16 protein-coding genes and 1 tRNA gene are annotated in these 18,288 nt (G+C 71.4%); 14 read left to right on the plus strand and 3 right to left on the minus strand.

The annotated features are described in order from the left end of the window. The 11 genes from N801_RS01235 to pyk all read left to right on the plus strand — a co-directional run. A partial coding sequence (locus N801_RS01235) for a Trp biosynthesis-associated membrane protein (protein WP_035932064.1) occupies positions 1-301 on the plus strand: 301 nt, incomplete at its 5' end. A 42-nt stretch (positions 302-343) separates the two neighbouring features. Continuing rightward, positions 344-577, plus strand: coding sequence for an HGxxPAAW family protein (locus tag N801_RS01240; RefSeq protein WP_035932066.1), 234 nt, complete (start codon positions 344-346; stop codon positions 575-577). 10 nt (positions 578-587) lie between these two features. Beyond that, complete coding sequence (gene trpC / locus N801_RS01245; protein ID WP_156996391.1) at positions 588-1,394, plus strand: indole-3-glycerol phosphate synthase TrpC; 807 nt, start codon at positions 588-590, stop codon at positions 1,392-1,394. Then, positions 1,391-2,644 carry a tryptophan synthase subunit beta gene (gene trpB, locus N801_RS01250; protein WP_035932071.1) on the plus strand — a complete coding sequence of 418 codons (1,254 nt, stop codon included), beginning with the start codon at positions 1,391-1,393 and terminating at the stop codon, positions 2,642-2,644. Before trpC ends, trpB begins: the two co-directional genes overlap by 4 nt. Then, a complete protein-coding gene (gene trpA / locus N801_RS01255) occupies positions 2,641-3,453 on the plus strand; it encodes a tryptophan synthase subunit alpha (protein WP_035932073.1) in 813 nt (270 codons plus the stop codon). The genes trpB and trpA overlap by 4 nt, the downstream gene beginning before the upstream one ends. After that, a complete protein-coding gene (locus N801_RS01260; RefSeq protein ID WP_035932075.1) occupies positions 3,450-3,923 on the plus strand; it encodes a MauE/DoxX family redox-associated membrane protein in 474 nt (157 codons plus the stop codon). Before trpA ends, N801_RS01260 begins: the two co-directional genes overlap by 4 nt. Before the next feature lie 31 nt (positions 3,924-3,954). Beyond that, entirely contained in the window at positions 3,955-4,725 is a 771-nt protein-coding gene (locus N801_RS01265) for a DsbA family protein (protein WP_052112489.1), read from the plus strand. Continuing rightward, positions 4,722-5,573 (plus strand): prolipoprotein diacylglyceryl transferase, encoded by an 852-nt coding sequence (gene lgt, locus N801_RS01270; RefSeq protein ID WP_035932077.1) that lies wholly within the window; start codon positions 4,722-4,724, stop codon positions 5,571-5,573. Before N801_RS01265 ends, lgt begins: the two co-directional genes overlap by 4 nt. A 134-nt stretch (positions 5,574-5,707) precedes the next feature. Next, positions 5,708-10,252 (plus strand): glutamate synthase large subunit, encoded by a 4,545-nt coding sequence (gene gltB, locus N801_RS01275; RefSeq protein WP_035932079.1) that lies wholly within the window; start codon positions 5,708-5,710, stop codon positions 10,250-10,252. Beyond that, a complete protein-coding gene (locus tag N801_RS01280) occupies positions 10,245-11,705 on the plus strand; it encodes a glutamate synthase subunit beta (protein ID WP_035932081.1) in 1,461 nt (486 codons plus the stop codon). The genes gltB and N801_RS01280 overlap by 8 nt, the downstream gene beginning before the upstream one ends. Positions 11,706-11,747: 42 nt before the next feature. Next, the gene (gene pyk, locus N801_RS01285) at positions 11,748-13,205 is read left to right on the plus strand and encodes a pyruvate kinase (RefSeq protein ID WP_035932084.1); all 1,458 of its coding nucleotides are present in this window, start codon (positions 11,748-11,750) and stop codon (positions 13,203-13,205) included. 41 nt (positions 13,206-13,246) lie between these two features. Here the strand turns inward: pyk and glgX are convergent, their stop codons facing one another. Continuing rightward, positions 13,247-15,376, minus strand: a complete 2,130-nt coding sequence (gene glgX, locus N801_RS01290) for a glycogen debranching protein GlgX (protein ID WP_035932087.1) — start codon at positions 15,374-15,376, stop codon at positions 13,247-13,249. A 180-nt stretch (positions 15,377-15,556) separates the two neighbouring features. Here glgX and N801_RS01295 point away from each other — a divergent pair. Continuing rightward, positions 15,557-15,642, plus strand: a tRNA-Leu gene (locus N801_RS01295). Positions 15,643-15,663: 21 nt separating this feature from the next. Continuing rightward, the gene (locus N801_RS01300) at positions 15,664-16,275 is read left to right on the plus strand and encodes an ANTAR domain-containing response regulator (RefSeq protein WP_035932328.1); all 612 of its coding nucleotides are present in this window, start codon (positions 15,664-15,666) and stop codon (positions 16,273-16,275) included. A gap of 66 nt (positions 16,276-16,341) precedes the next feature. Here the strand turns inward: N801_RS01300 and N801_RS01305 are convergent, their stop codons facing one another. Beyond that, positions 16,342-17,169, minus strand: coding sequence for a DUF554 domain-containing protein (locus N801_RS01305; protein WP_035932089.1), 828 nt, complete (start codon positions 17,167-17,169; stop codon positions 16,342-16,344). Between the two features lie 111 nt (positions 17,170-17,280). On the opposite strand from N801_RS01305, the gene N801_RS01310 reads away from it, so the two are divergent. After that, positions 17,281-17,844 carry a GNAT family N-acetyltransferase gene (locus tag N801_RS01310; protein WP_052112490.1) on the plus strand — a complete coding sequence of 188 codons (564 nt, stop codon included), beginning with the start codon at positions 17,281-17,283 and terminating at the stop codon, positions 17,842-17,844. Between the two features lie 32 nt (positions 17,845-17,876). Here the strand turns inward: N801_RS01310 and N801_RS01315 are convergent, their stop codons facing one another. After that, positions 17,877-18,269 carry a hotdog fold thioesterase gene (locus N801_RS01315; RefSeq protein ID WP_035932331.1) on the minus strand — a complete coding sequence of 131 codons (393 nt, stop codon included), beginning with the start codon at positions 18,267-18,269 and terminating at the stop codon, positions 17,877-17,879. Between the last annotated feature and the right edge of the window lie 19 nt (positions 18,270-18,288).

Genomic DNA, 18,288 nt, shown 5'->3' on the forward strand with positions numbered 1-18,288 from the left:
GATCGCCAGCGTGTCCAGGGTGCTGCTCGACCCGGACTCCGTCCTCGGGCCCATCGCAGCGCAGGCCGCCGGGCGCACCGGGTCGCTCGAGACGAGCTCCCACGTGAGCGGATGGCCGTGGGTCGCGATCCTCGGGTTCGCCCTCGCCGCGCTGGCGCTGGTCGGCCTCGCGAGGGCCCGCCGGGCCGCTCGTGGGCTGTCGCCGCGCTACGACGCGCCCGGGCGCCCGCCGCAGAGCGACTGGGACCAGCTGAGTGCCGGGGAGGACCCCACCGATGTGGGTCCGGCACAGCAGACCTGACACAATGGCGCCGCAACCACATCGTTCCCGGGAGGCACCCCCATGGCTGAGCACGACGACGACGGACACGGCAACAGCGTTGCCGCCTGGGTGATGGTCGGGGTCCTCCTCGTCGCCTCCGCCGTGATGTCGGTGGCCGTGGTGCTCCCCAGCATCCCGCTGTTCATCGGCGGCGTGGTCCTGGCCGTCGTGGGGCTCGTCGCCGGCAAGGTGCTGGCCCTCGCGGGGTACGGCGTCGACGGCGCCATCTCGCGCAGCGACACCAACATCTCCTGAGCCGCTGTCCATGACCACGGTGCTCGACTCCATCGTCGCCGGCGTGCGTGAGGACCTCGCGGTGCGCGTCGAGCAGGTCAGCCTCGCCGACCTCGCCCGCCGCGTCGACGACCTCCCGGCCCCCCTCGACGCCGAGCAGCGGCTGCGAGCCGACGGCCTCTCGCTCATCGCCGAGGTGAAGCGGGCCAGCCCCAGCAAGGGGGCCCTCGCCGACATCGCCGACCCGGCGGCCCTCGCCCGCACCTACGCCGACGCCGGTGCCACCGCCATCAGCGTGCTCACCGAGCAGCGCCGCTTCCACGGCAGCCTCGACGACCTCGACGCCGTCCGCGCCGCCGTCTCCGTGCCCGTCCTGCGCAAGGACTTCATGGTGACCGACTACCAGCTCTGGGAGGCTCGGGCCCACGGCGCCGACCTCATCCTGCTCATCGTCGCCTCGCTCAGCGACGTCGAGCTGGTGCGCCTGCACGCCCTCGCCCGTGAGCTCGGCATGACGGCTCTCGTCGAGGTCCATGACGAGGGCGAGACCCAGCGCGCCGTCGACGCCGGCGCCACCGTCATCGGTGTCAACGCCCGCAACCTCAAGACCCTCGAGGTCCACCCCGACACGTTCTCGCGGCTCGCGCCGCTCATCCCGTCCGGCGTCGTGACGGTGGCCGAGTCCGGCGTCGCCGGCGCGGACGACGCCGCTGCGTATGCCGCGCAGGGCGCCGACGCCGTCCTCGTCGGCGAGGCGCTCGTGCGCGGCAGCGACCCCGCCGCCGTCGTGCGTGACATCGTCCGCGCCGGCTCCACCGCGACCTTCGGCCCCTCGTGAGCGCCGGTCGGTTCGGCCAGTTCGGCGGGCGCTACGTCCCGGAGGCGCTCATCCCCGCCCTCGAGCAGCTCGACGAGGCCCGGCTCTCGGCGATGCAGGACCCGGGCTTCCTCGCGGAGCTCGAGCACCTCCACCGCACCTACACCGGCCGTCCGAGCATCATCACCGAGGTGCCCCGCTTCGCCGCCCACGCGGGCAACGCCCGGGTCATCCTCAAGCGCGAGGACCTCAACCACACCGGCTCGCACAAGATCAACAACGTCATCGCCCAGGCGCTGCTCACCAAGCGCATGGGCAAGACCCGGGTCATCGCCGAGACCGGAGCCGGCCAGCACGGCGTCGCCACCGCGACCGCGGCCGCGCTCATGGGGCTCGAGTGCCGCGTCTACATGGGCAAGGTCGACACGGAGCGCCAGGCGCTCAACGTCGCCAGGATGCGCATGCTCGGCGCCGAGGTCGTGGCCGTCGAGCACGGCAGCGCCACGCTCAAGGACGCGATCAACGAGGCCCTGCGCGACTGGGTCACCAACGTCGAGCGCACCCACTACCTCATCGGCACCGTCACCGGCCCGCACCCGTTCCCCGAAATGGTGCGCGACTTCCACCGGATCATCGGCGTCGAGGCGCGCGAGCAGGTGCTCGAGCTGACCGGGCGGCTGCCCGACGCCGTCGTCGCGTGCGTCGGCGGCGGCAGCAACGCGATGGGGATCTTCCACCGCTTCATCGAGGACGAGGGTGTGCGCCTCGTCGGCGTCGAAGCCGGTGGTGAGGGTCTCGACGGTCGGCACGCGGCCCGTTTCGCGACGGCCGTCCCCGGTGTCCTGCACGGCGCGATGAGCTACCTCATGCAGGACGAGGACGGCCAGACGGTCGAGTCGCACTCGGTGTCGGCCGGGCTGGACTACCCCAGCGTGGGACCGGAGCACTCGCACCTGCGTGACAGCGGCCGCGCGGAGTACGTCTACGCCACCGACACCGAGGCCATGGAGGCCTTCGCGCTGCTCTGCCGCACCGAGGGGATCATCCCGGCCATCGAGTCGGCGCACGCCCTGGCCGGGGCGATGGTGCTCGGTCGCGAGCTCGGCCCCGAGGCGACGATCCTCGTCAACCTCTCCGGGCGCGGGGACAAGGACATGCACACGGCCGCGGAATGGTTCGGGTTGGTCGACGACGTGGTCGAGGACGAGATGGTGCCGTCGGGTGAGTCCGACGACCCGGGTGCCGCCGGTGACGGACGGACCCAGCTGTGAGCGTCGACCTCGGCGTCTCCGGCGTCCTCGCCCGCTGCCGCGCCGAGGGGCGCGCGGCCCTCATCGGCTACCTGCCGGTCGGGTTCCCCGACGTCGAGGGCTCCATCCGCGCCATGGTCGCCATGGTCGAGTCGGGCGTCGACATCGTCGAGGTCGGCCTGCCGTACTCCGACCCGCTCATGGACGGGCCGGTCATCCAGCACGCCGTCGAGACGGCCCTCGCGGGGGGCGCGCACGTCGTCGACGGCTTCCGCGCGACCCGCGCCATCCGTGACGCGGGCGCGCCCGCGCTCGTCATGAGCTACTGGAACCTCATCCTCCGCCGGGGGGTCGACCGGTATGCCGCCGAGCTCGCCGCCGCGGGCGGCGCGGGCCTCATCACTCCCGACCTCATCCCCGACGAGGCGAACGAGTGGATCGCCGCGAGCGAGCGCGAGGGCCTCGACCGGGTCTTCCTCGTCGCGCCCAGCTCGACGCCGGAACGCCTCGTGCGCGTCACCGAGGCCACCCGCGGCTTCGTCTACGCGGCGTCCACCATGGGTGTCACGGGCGAGCGCACCACCGTCGGGTCGGCGGCCAGGGACCTCGTCGACCGCACCCGGGCGGTCACCGACCTCCCCGTCTGCGTCGGCCTCGGCGTCTCGAACGGCGACCAGGCCGCCGAGCTCGCCCAGTACGCCGACGGCGTCATCGTCGGCACGGCCTTCGTGCGCACCCTCGGTGGCGACGGGGAACTCGGGGCACGCCTCGACGCGTTGCGTGAGCTGAGCACGGACCTGGCCCGGGGAGTGCGGGAAGGAGCCCGGTGAGCACGCGTGTCGCGGACGGCCTGGGGCTGCTCGCCCGGCTGGTCCTGGGCGGGGTGTTCCTCGTCGCCGGCGCTCTCAAGGTCACGACGCCCGAGGCGATGGCCAAGGCCACGCAGGCCTACCAGCTCCTCCCGCACGACGTCGCTGCCTGGGTGGGCTACGCGCTCCCCATGGTCGAGATCATCCTCGGGCTGCTGCTCGTGCTCGGCCTCTTCACCCGGGTGGCGGCCGTCCTCACGTCGCTGCTCGTCGTCGCCTTCATCGTCGGCATCGCCCAGGCCTGGGCGCGCGGCCTGACCATCGACTGCGGCTGCTTCGGCGGCGGCGGCACGGTCAGCGCAGCCGAGACGAACTACCTCCAGCGCATCATCGAGGACCTCGGCCTGCTCGCCTGCGGCGTGTGGCTGTCCTGGCGACCGGACGCGCACCTCTCCCTCGACCGGGCGATGTTCCGCCCGGCCACCACCTGACCAACCGCCCCACCCAAGGAGCACGACGAGCATGGCGAAGAAGCCCACGGCGGCCACGAGCGCCCGACAGGCCAAGATCGACGCGGCCCGCAGGAAGAGCGGCGGCGGTGCCAACAGGATCGTCGTGGGCGCCGTCGTCGCCGTGCTCGCGATCGTCGCGGTCGTGGCGGGCGTCGTCATCACCGAGTCGAACAAGCAGAAGCGGGTGGGGACCAGCACCGCGGTGCCCGCAGGCGCCGGCGCCATGGGCGAGGGATTCGTGGCCAACAAGGACGTCCAGCTCGTCGCCGGGGCTCCGACCCTCGACATCTACGAGGACTTCCAGTGCCCGGCCTGCGCCGAGTTCGAGCGGGCGATGGGCCCGACCATCAAGGGGCTCGCCGACGACGGCAAGATCAAGCTCGTCTACCACCTCAAGACCTTCCTCGACGCGAACCTCCGGACGACCCACTCCCTCGTCATGGGCAACGCCGCGATGTGCGCCGCCGACGCCGGGAAGTTCCAGACGTTCCACGACACCGTCTACGCCAACATGCCGGCGCAGGAGGGGCAGGGCTGGACCTCGGCGCAGACCGAGCGCTTCGCCGAGGAGGCGGGCATCACCGGGGAGGCCAAGGACGCGTGGAGCACCTGCGTGGACGAGCGGACCTACGCGACGTACGTCGAGTCGACGGAGGAGTCGTCGAGCAAGGCAGGGGTGAACGCCACCCCGACGATCAGGCTCGCCGGCACCACCCTCGACCTCAACGCGGTCCGTGACCCGGCTGGCCTCGTGGCCGCGGTCGAAGCAGCCACGAAGTGATCCCTGCCGACATCCCCAGCCCCACTGCGGGCGTCCTCCACCTCGGCCCCCTCCCGATCCGCGGGTACGCCCTGTGCATCCTGCTCGGCATCGTCGTCGCCATCTGGCTCACCGACCGACGACTCCGCACGCGCGGAGGTGAGCCGGGGCAGGTGCTCGACGTCGCGGCATACGCCGTCGTCGCCGGCATCATCGGAGGCCGGCTCTACCACGTCATCACGACGCCCGACCCCTACTGGGGCGAGGACGGCAACCCGGTCGACGCGCTCAAGGTCTGGGAGGGCGGGCTCGGCATCTGGGGCGCGATCGCCCTCGGAGCGCTCGGCGCCTGGTACGGCTGCCGCAAGGCCGGCGTCGGCTTCCTCGACTTCGCCGATGCGGCGGCCCCCGGCGTCGCGATCGCCCAGGGCATCGGGCGCTGGGGCAACTGGTTCAACAACGAGCTCTACGGCGGCCCGACCGACCTCCCGTGGGGCCTGGTCATCCACCGCTGGGACAACTCCGCCGGCCGCGCGGTGACCGACGCGAGCGGCGAACCCGTCGTCCTCGGGACCTTCCACCCGACGTTCCTCTACGAGTTCGTGTGGGTCTTCCTGCTCGCCGGTGCGCTCCTGCTCATCGACCGGCGGCGCGACCTCGCCCGCGGCCAGCTCTTCGGTCTCTACGTCGCCGGCTACCCGATCGGGCGGATCCTCATCGAGCGGATGCGCACCGACGAGGCCGAGCTCGTCCTCGGCCAGCGGCTCAACGTGTGGACGAGCATCATCGTCTTCCTCATCGGGGTGGCGATCGTCGTCCACACCGGTCGGAGGGCCCGGCGGAGCACCCCGCAACCGTCCACGATGTGAGATCGCCGCGCTCGCTCTGCAAGACGGTTGTGGGCTAGCATCCCTCTCACGTGGCCATCGACGTCCGCGCCCGATGACCTCCTGTGCCCGGACTCCCTGCCGGCCCTGACCCTCCCCGAGGACGGTGACCTGACGTGTCCCCGACGCGATTCTCCGCCCACCCGGCCGACACCGGCCTCTACCGCCGCGACCACGAGCACGACGCCTGTGGGGTCGCCATGGTCGCGACGATGCGCGGGACCGCCGGCCACGACATCGTCGACCACGCCCTCACCGCGCTCCGCAACCTCGACCACCGCGGCGCCACCGGCGCCGACCCGCTCGTCGGCGACGGCGCGGGCATCCTCACCCAGGTCCCGGACGCCTTCTTCCGCGCGGTGCTCGACGTGGAGCTCCCCCCGGCGGGGTCGTATGCCGCGGGCATGGCCTACCTGCCCACGGACGAGGCCGCGCGGGCCGACGTCGAGGCCACGATCGAGCAGATCGCCGCGGAGGAGGGGCTCGAGGTCCTCGCCTGGCGCGACGTCCCCGTCACCCCCGAGCTCGTCGGCGCCATGGCCCAGGCCTGCATGCCGTTCTTCCGCCAGGTGTTCGTCGCCGCTCCCGGGCGGGACGTGCGCGACATCGAGCTCGACCGGCTCGCGTTCTGCCTGCGCAAGCGCGCCGAGCGACAGGTCGAGGTCTACTTCCCCTCGTTGTCGGCGCGCACCATGGTCTACAAGGGCATGCTCACCACCGGCCAGCTCGAGCCGTTCTTCCCGGACCTGTCCGACGAGCGCTTCGCCACCGAGCTCGCGCTCGTGCACTCGCGCTTCTCGACCAACACCTTCCCCAGCTGGCCGCTGGCCCACCCGTACCGGCTCATGGCCCACAACGGCGAGATCAACACCGTCAAGGGCAACCGCAACTGGATGCGGGCCCGCGAGAGCCAGCTCGTCTCCGACGTCATCGGCGGCGACCTCGACCGGCTGTTCCCGACGTGCTCGTCGGACGCGTCGGACTCGGCGAGCTTCGACGAGGTCCTCGAGCTGATCCACCTCGGTGGCCGCTCGCTCCCGCACGCCGTGCTCATGATGATCCCGGAGGCGTGGGAGAACCACGCCGAGATGGACCCCGCCCGGCGCGCCTTCTACGAGTTCCACTCGACCTTCATGGAGCCGTGGGACGGACCGGCCTGCGTCGCGTTCACCGACGGCACGCTCATCGGTGCCGTCCTCGACCGCAACGGGCTGCGCCCGGGCCGCTACTGGATCACCGAGGACGGGCTCGTCGTCCTCGCCTCCGAGGCCGGCGTCCTCGACCTCCCGGCCGACAAGGTCGTCAAGCGCGGGCGGCTGCAGCCGGGGCGGATGTTCCTCATCGACACCGCCGCCGGGCGCATCGTCAGCGACGACGAGGTCAAGTCCGAGCTGGCCGCCGAGCACCCCTACGCCGAATGGCTCCACGCCGGGATGCTCAGTCTCGACGACCTGCCCGACCGCGAGCACATCATCCACACGGCCGCGTCCGTGGCCCGTCGACAGCGCACCTTCGGCTACACGGAGGAGGAGCTCAAGATCCTCCTCGCACCGATGGCCCGCACCGGTGGCGAGGCTCTCGGCTCCATGGGGACCGACTCGCCCGTGGCAGTGCTCTCCGACAAGCCGCGCCTGCTCTTCGACTACTTCACCCAGCTCTTCGCGCAGGTGACGAACCCGCCGCTGGACGCCATCCGCGAGGAGCTCGTCACCTCGCTCGGCACGGTCATCGGTCCCGAGGGCAACATGCTCGAGGCCACCCCGGCCCACGCCCGCCAGGTGATCCTGCCGTTCCCGGTCATCGACAACGACGCGCTGGCCAAGATCGTCCACATCAACGCGGACGGCGACCTGCCCGGCTACGCCACCCACGTCGTGCGGGGCACCTACGTCGTCCAGGACGGCGAGGTCGCGCTGCGCGCCCGGCTCGCGGAGATCTGCAAGGAGGTGAGCGAGGCCATCGCCCGCGGTGCCCGGTTCGTCGTGCTCTCCGACCGGGACTCCGACCGCGACTACGCGCCCATCCCGTCGCTGCTCCTCACGTCGGCGGTGCACCACCACCTCATCCGCGAGAAGACCCGCAACATGGTCGGCCTGCTCGTCGAGGCCGGTGACGTCCGCGAGGTGCACCACGTCGCGCTGCTCGTCGGCTACGGCGCCGCGGCCATCAACCCCTACCTCGCCATGGAGACCGTCGAGGACATGGTGCGCACCGGCGCCATCACCGGCGTCACGGCGGAGCAGGCGGTGCGGAACCTCATCAAGGCGCTCGGCAAGGGCATCCTCAAGGTGATGTCCAAAATGGGCATCTCGACGGTCGCGTCCTACCGCGGGGCCCAGGTGTTCGAGGCGCTCGGCCTGTCCCAGGAGCTCGTCGACGAGTACTTCACCGGCACCGTCTCCCAGCTCGGGGGGATCGGCCTCGACGTCGTCGCCGCGGAGACTGCGGCACGCCACGACTCGGCCTACCCCCGGGACGGCGTGATCCTCTCGCACCGCAAGCTGCGCGTGGGTGGCGAGTACCAGTGGCGACGCGAGGGCGAGCCGCACCTCTTCGACCCGGACACCGTCTTCCGGCTCCAGCACGCGACGCGGCAGCGGCGCTACGACATCTTCAAGCAGTACACCGCGCGCATCGACGACCAGTCCGAGCGGCTCATGACGCTGCGTGGGCTCTTCGAGCTCGGCGGCCCGGCCGGCCGCGAGCCGATCTCGATCGACGAGGTGGAGCCGGTCAGCGAGATCGTCAAGCGCTTCAACACCGGTGCGATGAGCTACGGCTCGATCAGCAAGGAGGCGCACGAGACCCTCGCGGTCGCGATGAACCGCCTCGGCGGACGCTCCAACACCGGCGAGGGCGGCGAGGACCTCGAGCGGCTGCTCGACCCCGAGCGCCGGTCGGCGATCAAGCAGGTCGCGTCGGGTCGCTTCGGCGTCACGTCGGTCTACCTCACGAACGCCGACGACATCCAGATCAAGATGGCGCAGGGCGCCAAGCCCGGCGAGGGCGGCCAGCTGCCCGGCCCCAAGGTCTACCCGTGGATCGCCCGCACCCGGCACAGCACCCCGGGCGTCGGCCTGATCAGCCCGCCCCCGCACCACGACATCTACTCGATCGAGGACCTCGCCCAGCTCATCCACGACCTCAAGAACGCGAACCCCGAGGCGCGGATCCACGTCAAGCTCGTGTCCGAGATCGGCGTGGGCACGGTCGCGGCCGGTGTCTCCAAGGCGCACGCCGACGTCGTGCTCATCTCCGGCCACGACGGTGGCACGGGCGCCTCCCCGCTCACCTCGCTCAAGCACGCGGGTGGCCCGTGGGAGCTCGGCCTGGCCGAGACGCAGCAGACGCTCGTCCTCAACGGGCTGCGCGACCGGATCGTCGTGCAGGTGGACGGCCAGATCAAGACCGGCCGCGACGTCGTCATCGCTGCCCTGCTCGGCGCCGAGGAGTTCGGCTTCGCCACCGCCCCGCTCGTCGTGAGCGGCTGCATCCTCATGCGGGTCTGCCACCTCGACACGTGTCCGGTCGGCATCGCCACCCAGAACCCCGAGCTGCGCGCCCGCTACACCGGGCAGCCGGAGTTCGTCGAGACCTTCTTCGAGTACATCGCCGAGGAGGTGCGCGAGCACCTCGCCTCGCTCGGGTTCCGGACCGTCGAGGAGGCCATCGGCCAGATCGGCGCCCTCGACGTCGGGAAGGCCGTCGCGCACTGGAAGGCGTCGGGCCTGGACCTCGCGCCGATCCTCGCCGAGGTGGACAGCCCCGACGGCTCCGCGAAGCGGCACACGATCAGCCAGGACCACGGCCTCGAGAAGGCCCTGGACCACGAGCTCATCGCCCTCGCCCGCGAGGCCATCGACGACGGCACCCGGGTCACCGGCGAGTTCGCCGTCCGCAACGTCAACCGCACCGTCGGCACGATGCTCGGCCACGAGGTCACCCGCGTCCACGCGAGCGGGCTGCCCGACGGCACCATCGACCTCACGCTGCGCGGGTCCGCGGGGCAGAGCTTCGGCGCCTTCGTCCCCCGGGGCGTGACGCTGCGCCTCGTCGGCGACGCCAACGACTACGTCGGCAAGGGCCTGTCCGGTGGGCGCATCGTCGTCGCGCCCGACCCGGCGTCCCCGCTCACCGCCGAGGACAACGTCATCGCCGGCAACGTCATCGGCTACGGCGCGACCTCGGGCGAGATCTTCCTGCGCGGCCGCGTGGGCGAGCGCTTCTGCGTGCGCAACTCCGGCATCACCGCGGTCGTCGAGGGCGTGGGCGACCACGGCCTCGAGTACATGACCGGTGGCGTCGTCGTCATCCTCGGGTCGACCGGCCGCAACGTCGCGGCCGGCATGTCCGGGGGAGTGGCCTACGTCCTCGACCTCGACGAGTCCCGGGTCAACCGCGAGCTCGTCGACGTCTCGGCGCTCCGGGCGAGCGACGTCGACGTCGTCCGCGGCCTGCTGGAGCGCCACCGTGAGTACACGGGGTCGCCCGTCGCCGCACGGCTGCTCGAGAGCTGGGAGTCGGCCCGCGACCGCTTCTCGCTCATCCTTCCCCGCGACTACCAGCGAGTCCTCGACGTGCGTGCCGCCGCCGAGGCCGAGGGTCTCGACCTCGAGGGCACCGAGGTCTGGGACCGCATCATGGAGGCTTCCCGTGGCTGACCCCCAAGGCTTTCTCAAGACCCGCGAGCGTGAGCTGCCCGCCCGTCGGCCCGTACCGGTCCGGATCAGGGACTGGCGCGAGGTCTACGAGGAGCAGGAGCTCGGACAGCTGCAGCGCCAGGCCGGCCGCTGCATGGACTGCGGTATCCCGTTCTGCCACAGCGGTTGTCCGCTCGGCAACCTCATCCCAGAGTGGAACGACCTCGCCTGGAAGGGGGACTGGCGCACGGCGATCGAGCGGCTGCACGCCACCAACAACTTCCCGGAGTTCACCGGCCGCCTCTGCCCGGCTCCGTGCGAGACGGCCTGCGTGCTGGGGATCAACCAGCCCGCGGTGACGATCAAGCAGGTCGAGGTCACGACCATCGAGAAGGCCTTCGCCGACGGTGGGGTCGCACCCCGCCCGCCGGAGCGCCTCTCCGGCAAGACCGTCGCGGTCGTCGGCTCCGGCCCGGCCGGCCTCGCCGCCGCCCAGCAGCTGACGCGCGCGGGTCACACGGTCGCCGTCTACGAGCGGGCCGACCGACCCGGTGGGCTGCTGCGGTACGGCATCCCCGAGTTCAAGATGGAGAAGTCGGTGCTCGACCGCCGCCTCCAGCAGATGCAGGCCGAGGGGACGCGCTTCCGGAACTCGGTCGACGTCGGCAACGACGTCACCTGGGACCAGCTGCGCGCCCGCTACGACGCGGTCGTCATCGCCATGGGCGCCACCGTGCCCCGCGACCTCGACGTCCCCGGCCGGCGGGTCGAGGGCGTCCTCCAGGCCATGGACTTCCTTCCGCCCGCCAACCGGGTGGCGCTCGGTGAGAGCGTCGAGGGCCAGGTCAGCGCCGAGGGCAAGGACGTCATCGTCATCGGTGGCGGTGACACGGGCGCCGACTGCATCGGCACCTCGCACCGCCAGGGTGCGAGGTCGGTGACGAGCCTCGAGATCATGCCGCAGCCGGGGGAGGAGCGGGTCGAGGGCCAGCCGTGGCCGACCTACCCGATGCTCTTCCGCGTCGCGTCCGCGCACGAGGAGGGCGGCGAGCGGCTGTACGCCGTGAGCACCCAGGAGATCCTGTCCGACGAGAACGGGCACGTGAGCGGCCTCCGCCTGCACGAGGTGCAGCGCGGCGAGCACGGTTTCGAGCCGGTCAGGGGGACCGAGCGGGTCCTCCCGACACAGCTCGTGCTCCTCGCCATGGGCTTCCTCGGGCCGCAGTCCGACTCGCTCGTCGCCCAGCTCGGCGTCGAGCTCGACGAGCGGTCCAACGTCCGCCGAGGCTCCGACTACATGTCGACGGTCCCCGGCATCTTCGTGGCCGGCGACGCCGGACGCGGCCAGTCCCTCATCGTCTGGGCCATCGCCGAGGGACGCGCCGCGGCGCACCACGTCGACGCGTGGCTCTCCGGCAAGCCCTCGCGGCTGCCACGGCCGGTCAACCCGACCGACCGTCCTCTCACGGTGTGACCCGGGTCACCGCGTAACCGTTTGCATCGTTAGGCTTCAGGCATGCGTCGCGCCAAGATCGTCTGCACCCTCGGCCCCGCCACCTCCAGCCCCGAACAGCTCCGCGAGCTGGTCGACGCGGGCATGGACGTGGCCCGGTTCAACCTCTCCCACGGAGACCTCGTCGACCACGCACGCGTCTACATGGACGTGCGCCGGGCCAGCGACGAGACCGGCCATGCCGTCGGAATCCTCGCGGACCTCCAGGGCCCCAAGATCCGCACCGGGCGCTTCCGCGACGGCTCGGTCATGCTCGACAACGGGGCCCGGTTCACCATCACCAACCGCGACATCGAGGGGACCGTCGACGCCGTCGGCACGACGTATGCCGGCCTCCCCTCCGACGTCTCGACCGGCGACACGATCCTCATCGACGACGGCAAGCTGGCTCTCACCGTCCTCGAGTCCGACGGCACCGACATCCTCTGCGAGGTCGTCGAGGGCGGCGTGCTCAGCAACAACAAGGGCATCAACGTGCCCGGGGCCGCGATGAGCGTTCCCGCCCTGTCCGAGAAGGACGAGGACGACCTCCGCTGGGCGCTCGACATGAAGGTCGACATGATCGCCCTCTCGTTCGTGCGCAGCGCCGCCGACATCGTCCCGGTGCACAAGATCATGGACGAGAAGGGGTACCGCATCCCCGTCATCGCCAAGATCGAGAAGCCCCAGGCGGTCGACAACCTCGACGAGATCGTCCGCGCCTTCGACGGGCTCATGGTCGCCCGCGGTGACCTCGGCGTCGAGATGCCGCTCGAGACGGTGCCGCTGGTGCAGAAGCGGGCCTGCGAGCTCGGTCGGCGCCAGGCCAAGCCGGTCATCGTCGCGACCCAGGTCCTCGAGTCGATGATCACCAACAGCCGCCCGACGCGCGCCGAGGCCTCCGACGCGGCCAACGCCGTCCTCGACGGCGCCGACGCGCTCATGCTCTCCGGTGAGACGAGCGTCGGGGCCCACCCGATCGAGGCCGTGCGCACCATGGCCCGGATCATCGAGAACACCGAGGAGCACGGCCTCGGCCGGATCCTCCCGCTCGAGAACAAGCCCCGCACCAAGGGCGGCGCGGTGACCGCGGCCGCCGCCGAGATCGGCGAGCTGCTGGGGTGCAAGTTCCTCATCACCTTCACCGTCGGCGGCGACTCCTCCCGCCGGCTGGCGCGGGTGCGCCCGCGCATCCCCATGCTCGCCTTCACGCCCTTCCAGTGGACCCGGTCCCAGCTGGCCCTGACGTGGGGCGTCGAGACCTTCCTCACCGCCGAGCCGAGGCACACCGACGACTACGCGGTCCAGGTCGACGACGAGCTCCTCGCGTGCGGCCGGGCCGAGGAGGGCGACGTCGTCGTCATCGTCGCCGGGTCTCCCCCCGGGATCCCCGGGTCGACGAACGCCCTGCGCGTGCACCGCATCGGCGACGCGAAGAACAAGGTCGCACCGGCCTACGCCGAGGTCGACAACGACGCCTGACCGAATCGCGTCCTGCGCGGCGGCACCGGACCCCCAACGCCTCAGCCCTCTTCGCCCGTCGACCAGTGCACGAGCAGGCTGCGGCCCGGTGCCAGCACGGTCGAACCCGCTCCCGCGAGCGGCGTGGACGAGGGCGCGGGCGCGGACCCCGGGAGAGAGGTGTCCAGCTCCAGGCGCCACAGGCGCGACGGACCACCGGATGGTGACGTGTCGGGGATGCGGAAACCCACGGGATCCGCCTCCCCGTTGACCAGGACGAGCAGGTTCCGGTCGAGCAGGGGCTCCCCCCAGCGGTCGTGGTCGGGGGCCACGGTCCCGTCCACGAAGACCGCCACGCTGCGCCGCGCCGGGTCCTGCCACATCGCTGGGGACATCGGCTGGCCGTCCGGTGCGAACCACACGGAGTACCCGGGGTCGGCCAGATACCGGCGCCTGCGCAGCACGGGGTGCGCCCGGCGCATCGCGATCACGCGCCGGACGAAGGCCAGCAGGTCCTCATCCACGTGCTGCCAGTCGAACCAGGAGATCTCGTTGTCCTGGCAGTAGGCGTTGTTGTTCCCCCGCTGCGTCCGACCCAGCTCGTCGCCGCCGAGCAGCATCGGGACCCCGCGGGACAGGAACAGCGTCATGAGCATCGCGCGGACGTCCCGGCTCCTGGCGGCCGTCACCACCGGGTCCTCGGTGGGGCCCTCGACACCGTGGTTCCACGAGATGTTGTCGTTCGTCCCGTCCCGGTTCCCCTCTCCGTTGGCGTCGTTGTGCTTGGAGGCGAAGGAGACGAGGTCGTGAAGGGTGAAGCCGTCGTGGCAGGTCACGTAGTTGATCGAGGCGTGCGGGCGCCGCCGGGTCGGTCCGTAGATGTCGGACGACCCGGCGACCCTGGTGGCCAGCTCCGGGAGCGTCGCGGGACGCCCGGACCAGAACCCCCGGACCGTGTCGCGATAGCGACCGTTCCACTCCGACCAGGTGTCCGGGAACGCCCCCACGCTGTAGCTGTCCCACTGCCCGACGTCCCACGGCTCGGCAATGAGTTTCACCCGGCTGATCACGGGGTCCTGGTCGATGAGGGCGAAGAAGGACGAGAGCCGTTCGAACCCGCCGTCCACGCGCGCCAGTGCCGTGGCCAGGTCGAAGCGGAACCCATCGACGTGCATCTCGGTCACCCAGTACCGCAGTGAGTCCATGATCAGCCGCAGGCAGGTGTGGTCGTCGGCGTTGTAGGAGTTGCCCGTGCCCGTCGTGTCCAGGTACCGCGACGGGTCGACCGGATCCACCCGGTAGTAGGCATGGTTGTCGATCCCGCGGAAGCACAGGGTCGGGCCGAGCTGGTCACCCTCGGCCGTGTGGTTGTAGACCACGTCGAGGATCACCTCGATCCCCGCGGCGTGCAGGGCCACCACCATCTGCTGGAACTCCCGCACCTGGCCACCGACCCACCCCGCCCGAGATGCGGCCGAGTACTCCTCGTGCGGGGCGAAGAAGCCGATCGTGTTGTAGCCCCAGTAGTTGGACAGCCCGGAATGAGCCTGGGCGCTGGCGGTGATGAACTCATGGACGGGCAGCAGCTCCACGGCCGTCACACCGAGCGACGTCAGGTGCTCCACGGCGGCGGGATGGGCCATGCCGGCGTAGGTGCCGCGCAGTTCCGGGGGCACACCCGGGTGGGTGGCCGTGAACCCCTTCACGTGCACCTCGTAGATGACGGAGTCCGCGTAGCTCGTTCGAGGAACCACGTCAGCGGCCCAGTCGAACGTCGGGTCCACGACGAGGGACTTCGGCACGTGGGCCGCGGAATCCATGGCGGAGATCGTGTCCGGTGCGTTCCAGTCGTAGTCGAAGACCTCGGGGCCCCAGCGGACCGTGCCGTCGAAGGCCCGGGCGTAGGGGTCCAGGAGCAGCTTCGCGGCGTTGCACCGCAGCCCCCGGCTGGGGTCGTAGGCGCCGTGCACCCGGTACCCGTACCGCTGCCCGACACCGACTCCTGGCAGGTAGCCGTGCCAGACGCCGCTGTCGTACTCGCGGAGCGTCACCTGGTCCTCGTGGCCCGCCTCGTCGAACAGGCACAGGACGACCTTCTGCGCGACCTGTGAGGCCAGGGTGAAGTTGGTGCCCTCAGCATCGGGCGTCGCCCCGAGGGGGAAGTGACGTCCTGGCCACACACGGCGGTGCATGCACTCAGGCTCGCACCGGCCAGGCCGGGACGACAGGGCCGAACGTCACGCGCTGGCGACCGACCCGCCCGGTCGGTGCCTGGTGCAGGCGGCGGGTATCCTGCTTCCGGACCGCAGGGGCCACGTCGCACGACTCGGAAGGTCGGGGATGTGCGTCCGTCCATGCAGGTCAGCGCCCTCGCCGGGGTGGTGGAATGGCAGACACGGAGCACTCAAAATGCTCTGCCCGCAAGGGCGTGCGGGTTCAAGTCCCGCCCTCGGCACCACGTCATCGTCCGTCCCCTAGGCTGAGCCCCGTGACTGAGACGACAACCGGGACCACCACCGCCAAGCGGATCCTCGTCGCCGAGGACGAGGCGATCATCCGGCTCGACCTCGCGGAGATGCTGGGGGAGGCCGGGTACGACGTCGTCGCCCAGGCCAGCAACGGGGAGCAGGCGGTGCAGCTCGCGATCGAGCTGCGTCCCGACCTCGTCGTCATGGACGTCAAGATGCCCGTCCTCGACGGCATCTCGGCGGCCGAGCAGATCGGCAGGGAGCGGATCTGCCCGGTCGTCATGCTCACGGCCTTCAGCCAGACCGAGCTCGTCGAGCGGGCGCGCGACGCCGGGGTCATGGCCTACATCGTCAAGCCGTTCACGGCGACCGACGTCGTGCCGGCGATCGACATCGCGCTGTCGCGCTGGGGCGAGCTCAAGGAGCTCGAGTCCGAGGTGGCCGACCTCGGCGAGCGGCTCGAGACGCGCAAGGCGGTCGACCGCGCCAAGGGCGTGCTCATGACCAAGCTCAAGATCACCGAGTCCGAGGCGTTCCGGTGGATCCAGAAGACGGCCATGGACCGTCGCCTGGGGATGAAAGAGGTCGCCGACGCCGTCGTCGCCGGCATGGAGAAGGCCTGACCGCCCTGCGGCCCTGACCCCGTATGCCGTGTCGCAGCATCCGGGGACGCTCACCTCAGCGTGATCTCACCTCAGCGTGATGACGAGCTGGGTGAGCAGGGGGGCCACGATGAGGGCCGGGAGCATGTCGGCGACCGGCACGTCCTTGATCCGGAGCAGCCGCAGGCCGATGCCGGCCAGCAGGAGGCCACCGGTGGCCGTGAGGGCGAGGATGTGCGCCTCGGGCAGCACCGAGCCCAACAGCACGCCGACGACCGTCAGCGTGCCCTGGACGACCGCGACCGAGACGGCGGACAGCAGCACCCCGACGCCGAAGGTCGAGGCGAAGGCCAGCGCGGCGAAGCCGTCGAGCACCGACTTGAGCAGAAGCTGGTCGATGCCCCGCCCGAGGCCGTCGGAGAGCGAGCCGAGGATCGTCAGCGGCCCGACGCAGAAGAGCAGGGACGCACCGAGCCAGCCCTCGATGAACTTCTCGCGTGCCGTGGTGACCACGGTGGCCGACGCGGTGGCGCCGCCGGCGTGGGGCGCCGCGGCGACGTCGTCGGTGTCGGCCAGGGCGGGGGAGCGCCGCGCGAACCACGCCTCGATGCCGCCGGCGAGGGCCTCGAGCCGGTCGCCGATGCGGAGCAGCGAACCGGTGATGCCGCCGACGAGCAGCGAGCCGAGGACGATGAGGACCGGGGCGCCGCTGCCGGTCGCGTCCGACAGCGCGCGGTCGGTGACGCTCACGACCGACAGCCCCGCCATGAGCAGGGTGGTGAGGCCGAGGCAGTCCGTGACGACCGAGCGGGTGCGGTCGGGGAAGCGGTGGCCGACCGCCATCCCGAGGAGCGCCCCGACGACGACGGTGGCGATGTTGATGACGGTGCCGAGACCGGGGAAGGAGGCGTCCACGCCCGCGACTCTACGATTCGTTGACGATTCTTTTTTCAACGGCTTCCGTGGGAGGCTACCGAGCCGTAGGGTTGATCGTTCAAGCCAGGGGCGTTCGAGACAGGAGATGCCGTGGTCCGCAGTGTCGTCGAGGTGACCCCGGTGGGTCAGCAGGACGTCGCAGATCTCGCGGCGATGTGGCTGGCCTCACGCGTGGACTCGGGCATCACGCCCGAGGTCGCGGCCCGGTTCGCCAGCGAGGGCCGGCTCGAGCTCGCCCTGTCCCGCCCGGACGTCCACGCTCACGTCGCCCGGCTCGACGGCCGTGCCGTCGGCTACGTCGTGACGTCCGAGAACCCGTTCGGCCTGAGCCCGGAGCCCGAGGTCGCCGTCGAGCAGCTCTACGTCGACCCCTCGGCCCGCCGTCACGGGGTGGCGCGCTCGCTCCTCTGCGCGGTCGTCGGCCTCGCGGAGCGCGCCGGCTCGGACGTCATCGTCAGCAACGTGCCCACGCAGAGCCGTGAGGCCCACCGCTTCTTCGCTCGGCTGGGGTTCTCGTCCGTGCTCGTGCGCCGGGTCGTCGGCACCACCCAGCTGCGTCGTCGCCTGGCGCCGCAGGGGGGCGCGCACTCGGCGGTGGACCAGCTCATCCGGCGTCGCCGCTCACTGCGCACGCTCGCCTCGCGCGCCGGCTGACCCACGGGTCGGCTGACCCACGGGTCGGCTCCTCAGGCGCCGGGAGGCGCCTGCCGCACGAGGCAGGTGATGCGTGACGTGCACAGCAGCCGGTCCTCCTCGTCGGTGACGACGATCTGCCACGAGCACAACGTGTTGCCCAACGACAGCGGTGTCGCGACGCCGGTGACCCGCCCCGATCGGGCCGCGCGGTGGTGGGTGGCGTTGATGTCGGTGCCGACGACGATCCGGTCGGGCCCGGCGTGCAGCGCCGACCCCATCGAACCGAGCGTCTCGGCCAGGACGACGGACGCGCCTCCGTGGAGCAGCCCGTAGGGCTGGGTGTTGCCCTCGACGGGCATCGTGGCGACGAGACGCTCCGGGCTCGCCTCCGTGACCTCGATGCCCATGCGGTGCAGGAGCGAGTTCGGGTTCATCGCCTCCATCTCGCGGACGAAGCTCAGG

It is taken from the genome of Knoellia aerolata DSM 18566 (genome assembly GCF_000768695.1).
Taxonomy (GTDB): Bacteria; Actinomycetota; Actinomycetes; order Actinomycetales; family Dermatophilaceae; genus Knoellia; species Knoellia aerolata.

Bases quoted from the DNA above. Each gene is read 5' to 3' on its own strand.
- N801_RS01265 (WP_052112489.1), top strand. From the start codon at position 3,955: ATGGCGAAGAAGCCCACGGCGGCCACGAGCGCCCGACAGGCCAAGATC.
- N801_RS01240 (WP_035932066.1), top strand. From the start codon at position 344: ATGGCTGAGCACGACGACGACGGACACGGCAACAGCGTTGCCGCCTGG.
- N801_RS01315 (WP_035932331.1), bottom strand. From the start codon at position 18,269: ATGGAGGCGATGAACCCGAACTCGCTCCTGCACCGCATGGGCATCGAG.
- glgX (WP_035932087.1), bottom strand. From the start codon at position 15,376: ATGCACCGCCGTGTGTGGCCAGGACGTCACTTCCCCCTCGGGGCGACG.
- pyk (WP_035932084.1), top strand. From the start codon at position 11,748: ATGCGTCGCGCCAAGATCGTCTGCACCCTCGGCCCCGCCACCTCCAGC.
- trpC (WP_156996391.1), top strand. From the start codon at position 588: ATGACCACGGTGCTCGACTCCATCGTCGCCGGCGTGCGTGAGGACCTC.